General features: G+C 68.3%; 6 protein-coding genes. 3 read left to right on the forward strand and 3 right to left on the reverse strand.

From position 1 onward, the window contains the following. On the forward strand, positions 1–576 hold a 576-nt coding region (locus VGO20_RS00090), incomplete at its 5' end, for an SRPBCC family protein (protein ID WP_327500231.1). Between the two features lie 15 nt (positions 577–591). Here VGO20_RS00090 and VGO20_RS00095 read toward each other — a convergent pair. Continuing rightward, a complete protein-coding gene (locus VGO20_RS00095; RefSeq protein ID WP_327500232.1) occupies positions 592–1,455 on the reverse strand; it encodes a LysR substrate-binding domain-containing protein in 864 nt (287 codons plus the stop codon). Positions 1,456–1,650: 195 nt separating this feature from the next. Between VGO20_RS00095 and VGO20_RS00100 the strand changes: the two genes are divergently transcribed. Next, entirely contained in the window at positions 1,651–2,622 is a 972-nt protein-coding gene (locus tag VGO20_RS00100) for a quinone oxidoreductase family protein (protein ID WP_327500233.1), read from the forward strand. 83 nt (positions 2,623–2,705) lie between these two features. On the opposite strand, the gene VGO20_RS00105 is transcribed toward VGO20_RS00100, so the two are convergent. Both VGO20_RS00105 and VGO20_RS00110 read right to left on the reverse strand, forming a co-directional pair. Continuing rightward, the gene (locus tag VGO20_RS00105; protein WP_327500234.1) at positions 2,706–3,509 is read right to left on the reverse strand and encodes a hypothetical protein; all 804 of its coding nucleotides are present in this window, start codon (positions 3,507–3,509) and stop codon (positions 2,706–2,708) included. Between the two features lie 85 nt (positions 3,510–3,594). Further along, entirely contained in the window at positions 3,595–4,008 is a 414-nt protein-coding gene (locus VGO20_RS00110) for a GFA family protein (RefSeq protein ID WP_327500235.1), read from the reverse strand. A gap of 470 nt (positions 4,009–4,478) precedes the next feature. Between VGO20_RS00110 and VGO20_RS00115 the strand changes: the two genes are divergently transcribed. After that, the coding region (locus VGO20_RS00115; RefSeq protein WP_327500236.1) for an MFS transporter at positions 4,479–4,750 on the forward strand (272 nt) is incomplete at its 3' end.

Genomic DNA, 4,750 nt, shown 5'->3' on the forward strand with positions numbered 1-4,750 from the left:
TTCCGCTTCGCCTACGAGGAGGTCGGCTGGAGCGGCGAGGCGCCGCCCCTGGCGACGGAGATCGTCATCGAGGCGCGTTCCGGCGACACCTGCACCGTGCGCATGGTGCACAGCCTCTTCACGTCCCGCGACGATTGGGACAAGGAGATCGAAGGCATGGAGAACGGCTGGCCCCCCTTCTTCCGCATCCTGCGGATCTATCTCGGGTCGTTCTCCGGCATGCGGGCGGCGTCGGCCCGGCCGACCGTCACCTTCGCCGGCTCGCAAGACGCCGCTTGGCGGGCCGTCCGGTCCGCGCTCGGCCTCGCCGGCGCCGCCGCCGGCGAGAAGCGCGACGTCGCCGCGAGCGGCGGGCCGCGGCTTGCCGGCACCGTCGAGGACGTCAGGGAAACGGCCAGGGACCGCGCGGTGACCCTGCGCCTGGAGGCGCCGGCACCCGGCGCGGCCATGATCGGGACCTACGAATGGGCGGGCAAGGTGAACGTCGCCGTCAGCCTGTTCTTCTATGGCGACGACGCGGATGCGGTGCTCGCCCGCGAGGCGCCGCGATGGGAGGCCTGGATGCGGAGCCTCTGACGGAGGCGTCGCCGGTCACGGCGGAGCCGGTATGCCCTCCAGCAGCACGCCGATCGCGGCATCGACGACGGGCGTCCGCCGGTCCCGGGCGTAGAGACCGTACTGGACGGTCAGCGGCCCCGGCAGGCTGGCCGAGGCCTTCAGCGCCCGTATCGATCCCGCGCGGACGGCCTCGGGCGGAAGCAGCCCGACGCCCAGCCCGTTCTCTATCGCCGCCTGCAGGGCCGTGACGCTCTGGCTCGTGAGCGTGATCCGGTGCTCGCGGCCGGCGGCGGCCAGCGCGTCGATCATGCGGCGCCGCCACAGGCAGGGTGCCGCGAACGTGACGAGATCGAGCGGGCGTTCCTGGTCCAGGACGTAGTCCGGGGCGCACACCCACTGGAGTTCGACGTTCCAGGACGTCAGGGCGTCGGCGACCACGGCGGAGGTCGGGCCGATCATGATGTCCAGCCCGTCTTCGCCCCAAAGCCGTCCCAGCGCGATGCTGTGGTCGACGACCACGTCGAGGCGGATGTCGGGATAGGCGCGATGCAGCCGTCCCAGCGCCGCCGGGAGTGCCGCGGTCGCGACCTCTTCGGCGAGACCGATGCGCACGCCGCCGCTGATGTCGGCCTGCTGCAGGCGGGCCACGGCCTCGTCGCCAAGCGCGAGGATGCGGGTCGCGTATCCCAGGAGGAGCTCCCCCTCCGCGGTCGGCACGACGCCGCGGCCGGTGCGCTGGAACAACTGCCGCTCCAGCAGGCTCTCCAGCCGGCGCATCTGCATGCTCAGCGCCGACTGGGTTCGGCCGGTCTGGGCGGCCACGCGGCTCAGGCTGCCTTGCCGGCAGACCGCGACATAGGTGCGGAGAAGGTCCAGGCCGATCTGCTCTGATATCATGTTCCGTGAACTCTGAAATCACCGATATCAGTCTACAATCATATCCCGCCACGCGCTATCTCCCGGGCATGAAAACGGGAGCGCGTAGAGCGATGCCGAACTGAAAGACATCCGAATACCGCGCCCGGACCCGGCAAGAGAAACCCTGGCCGTCGGATTTGCGGCCATGGCCGCACAGCAAATGGAACGAGACAAATGAAAGCGATCCGTGTCCACCGTCACGGCGGGCCAGACGTGCTTGCCTACGAAGACGTCGACATCGGCCGGCCCGGCCCCGGCGAGGTCCTCGTGCGCAACAGGGCGGTCGGCCTCAACTTCGTGGACGTCTATTTCCGTACCGGCGAATATGCGCCGCCCAGCCTGCCGTTCACGCCCGGCAACGAGGGCGCCGGCGAGGTCGTCTCGGTCGGCGAAGGCGTGGAGGGCTTCGCGCCGGGCGACCGCGTGGCCTATGTCGGGACGCTCGGCGCCTATGCCGAGCAGCGCATCGTGCCCGTCCATTTCCTCGTGCACCTGCCCGACGCCATCGACTTCGAGACCGGCGCCGCGATGATGCTGAAGGGCCTGACGGCGCAATACCTCCTGCGCCGCACCTTCCGCGTCGGGGCGGGCCATACCATCCTCGTGCACGCGGCGGCGGGCGGCGTCGGCCTGATCCTGACGCAATGGGCCAGGCATCTCGGTGCGACCGTGATCGGCACGGTCGGTTCGCCCGGGAAGGTCGAGCTGGCGCGCAGGAACGGCTGCGACCACGTCATCGACTACCGCAAGGAGGACTTCGCGACGCGCGTCAGGGAGATCACGAACGGCGAAGGCTGCGACGTCGTCTACGACGGCGTCGGCAAGGCGACCTTCCCCGCCTCGCTCGATTGCCTGAAGCCCCTCGGCTATTTCGTCAGCTTCGGCTCGGCGTCGGGAGCGATCGAGCCGTTCGACATCATGCTCCTGATGAAGAAGGGTTCGCTGTTTGCGACCTGGCAGCTCCTGTTCACGCATCTCGAGAAGCGCGAGGACGTCCTGGCCATGAGCAAGGACCTCTTCGACGTCGTTTCGAGCGGTGCCGTGAAGATCCCGGTCCATGCCCGCATGCCGCTCGCCGACGTGGCCGAGGCGCACCGCCGGCTCGAAGCGCGGGAGACGACCGGGGCGACGGTCCTGCTGCCGTAAGAAGCGTTCGCGGCCCCTCCCTCCTCGCAAGGGAGGGGCTGGCCGATCCGCCGGTTTTCGCTGGTGGATCGGCCGCCGGGTCTTCAGTGTCGGTGCTGCGCGGCGCCGGCATCGTGGCCGGGCAGGCACCATTGCGTGCGAAGCTCGCAAAGCTTGGCGATCAGTGCCGCGTATTCGTCATTGATGGCCTGGCGCTCGGGATCGCCGACGGCCTGGACGCTGTAGGCGTGGGGTCCGGGATGAATCAGGAAGGGATAAGGACTGCCTGGTTGCGCGCCCCCGATGTCCGGCGCGCCCACATTCGGGACGTAGTGCATCACGTGCGGGAAGTTCACGGTGGCGACCTGATCGTGTTGATCGGGTGAGGTGTAGGACCGGAACACGGGGGACAGCATATAAGAGATGCCGGCGCGCTCGGGAGCCTTGTACTGGTTGCTGGCGTAACGCTCCCTGATCGTCTCCTTCAGCTGCGGCGCGGGCGTTCCTTGGGCCTGCATCCGGGCGGCGTCGAAGAAGACCGGGAGAATGGCCTCCGCTCCCGCGCTGTCGAACGCGACGGGATAAAGCAGGTCATCGCGGTATTCGGTCAGCGGCCAGGATCCGCGAAACGCATCGTCTCCGGTCCGGGCGACAAGGGCGTGGAAGCCGTTTGTCCCCTCGCGCACCTGCTCGAACCCCGTCCGTGGGTCGAGCACATAGACGGTGGCCTCGCTCCGCAGGTGAGGCGGAAGCGAACTCAGCGCCAGTTCGATTTCAAGGTCCCGGGGCAGCGGCGTCGGCTCCGGGGCGCCCGACGCGGGGGAGCTCGCGCTCGCCGCTGCGGTCGAGACTCCGATGATGCCGAAAGCCGCCGCGATGCACCGCAGCGGGGCGTTGCGAATATGCATAGGTTCGAGTTCCCGTATATGGATCCGGCAGAATGCGTTTGAGGAGTGCGGCGGCTTGCGCACCGCGCCCGCATGCGTGGGGCGCTCAGCTCGGACGCAGTTTCTCGAAAGAGGGGATCGTCGCGTCGACGGGGTCCCAGGTCCGACCGGCGGCGGTCCACATCGTGAACTGCGGCGCGAACTGCTCGGGGTCGTCCAGGCTGGAAGCGTAGACCACGAAGACATCCGGCATGTCCGGGAAGGTCATATAGACCGGCATGCCGCAGGTCGGACAGAAATGGCGGCTCTTGCGCGTCCCCAGATCGCCGGTCGCGACCCAGTGACCGGTGTCGCCGGTTCGCGAGACGCTCGCGCCCACGAAGGTCAGGTGCGAGCCGTGCCCGGTTCCGCTGGCGCGCTGGCACTGGCGGCACTGGCAATGGTTCATGTCGACCGGCTGGCCGACCACTTCAAAGCGGGCCGCGCCGCAGGCGCAGCAGCCGGTATAGGGCTTCGTCATTCGTCTCTCTATTGGTTTGACCGGACCGCAAGGGCGCGGCCGACCGGGACAGGTTCCCTGCGAGGGTTCGCAAGATCCGACGTTCAGGGTCCGCCCTTTGCGGCGGCCGGGCTGAGCGTTGCAAGGACGGGATGAACATGCCTTTCTATTAGTGTTGACTAATGCATTAGTCAACGCTAATTGCTTGATCGCCACCGGGGCAGGCAAGGCGGCGGGTCGATCCGGTCAGACTTGTTACTCCCGCTCGCCGAGCGCCTTCGCGGAACGTGGCCCGGGATTACGAGGATCGGTCCGGGCATCCGCGCCGCGGCGGTCCCTCATGGAGAATAGGATGACTGCGACACGCAACGCCGGCCCGGCCTGGTCGATTGGCACCTGGTTGGCCCTCGTCTCTCTCACCCTGGGCAGCTTCGCCGTCGTCAGCAGCGAACTCCTGCCCATGGGCGTTCTCACCCCCCCTCGCGCGGGATTTGGGGGTCAGCGAGGGCGTGGCTGGACAGACGGTCACCCTCACGGCGATTTTCGCCGGTCTGGCCGCGCCGACCATCGCCCTGATCATCGGCCGGACCGACCGTAAGCATGTGATGCTGACGGTGACCGGGCTCGTCATTGCCTCCAATCTTCTGGCCGCCCTGTCCTGGGGCTTCTGGAGCCTGCTGGCGGCGCGGGTGATCATGGGGCTGGCCATCGGCGGATTTTTCGCCCTGGCGGGGGCGACGATCGCGAGGCTGGTGTCGATCGA

Origin of the sequence: Arenibaculum sp. (genome assembly GCF_035998295.1) — a bacterium.
In the GTDB taxonomy this organism is placed as follows: domain Bacteria; phylum Pseudomonadota; class Alphaproteobacteria; order Azospirillales; family Azospirillaceae; genus DASYHS01.